The following is an 846-nucleotide window of genomic DNA, read 5'->3' on the forward strand; positions in this document are numbered from 1 at the left end:
CAGAGCGGCAATCCCCGCGGGCGCCCGGCAGGCGTCAAATCGCTCTCCGACATCGTCCGCAAGATCGTCGGACAGAAGGTGACCGTCACCGAAAACGGACGGACGCGGCGCATCCCCCGGCTTGAAGCGATCCTCCTGCGGGCTGCCGGCGAGGCTTCGCGCGGCGACCCGCGCGCCCTGCGCCTTCTCCTGCAGTTGACCGAGCGCTACGGCGAGAGCGCGCAGGCCGGCGTCCGTCGCGATGAGATGGCGGCCGAGGACATTGCGATCCTGCAGCGCTATCTGCCCGATCTCGACGTGTCCGATCCGCACGAGACCGTCCCCGAAACCGTCAAGGAGGCGGAGCATGGCGGCCGCCGCTGACGCCCGATTGCTGCGTGCGCTGCTGCGCCAAAATTTCAACGCTTTCGTCGAAAAAGCGTTCGCAACGCTCGCCCCGGGCCAGGACTTCGTTCCGGGGTGGCATTTGAAGGCGATCAGCTATCAGCTCGAGCGCGTCCGGCGCGGCGAGATCCGCCGGCTGATTGTCAACCTGCCGCCGAGGTCGCTCAAATCGATCATGGTGTCCGTCGCCTTCCCGGCGTTTCTGCTCGGTCACGATCCGGCGCAAAGGATCATCTGCGTGTCCTACTCCGGAGACCTCGCCCGGAAACACGCCAATGACTTTCGCGCGCTCATGGAGGCGCGTTGGTACAAAGAGCTGTTCCCGGGCGCGCGCGTCGGCAGGAAGGATTCCGAAATCGAGATCGAGCTGACGGAACGCGGCTTCCGGATGGCGACGTCGGTCGGCGGGACCTTGACGGGCCGCGGCGCCCAGCTTCTGCTGATCGACGATCCGCTGAAGCC

1 protein-coding gene and 1 pseudogene are annotated in these 846 nt (G+C 66.4%); both read left to right on the forward strand.

Going from position 1 to position 846, the window contains the following annotated elements; all coding sequences use genetic code 11:
* A partial coding sequence (locus QM467_RS19740; protein WP_283368045.1) for a DUF5681 domain-containing protein occupies window positions 1-363 on the forward strand: 363 nt, incomplete at its 5' end.
* Window positions 347-846, forward strand: a pseudogene (locus QM467_RS19745) (phage terminase large subunit); the annotation flags it as partial. The gene QM467_RS19740 and the pseudogene QM467_RS19745, both read left to right, overlap by 17 nt.

Origin of the sequence: Rhodoblastus sp. 17X3, assembly GCF_030056575.1 — a bacterium.
Taxonomy (GTDB): Bacteria; Pseudomonadota; Alphaproteobacteria; order Rhizobiales; family Beijerinckiaceae; genus Rhodoblastus.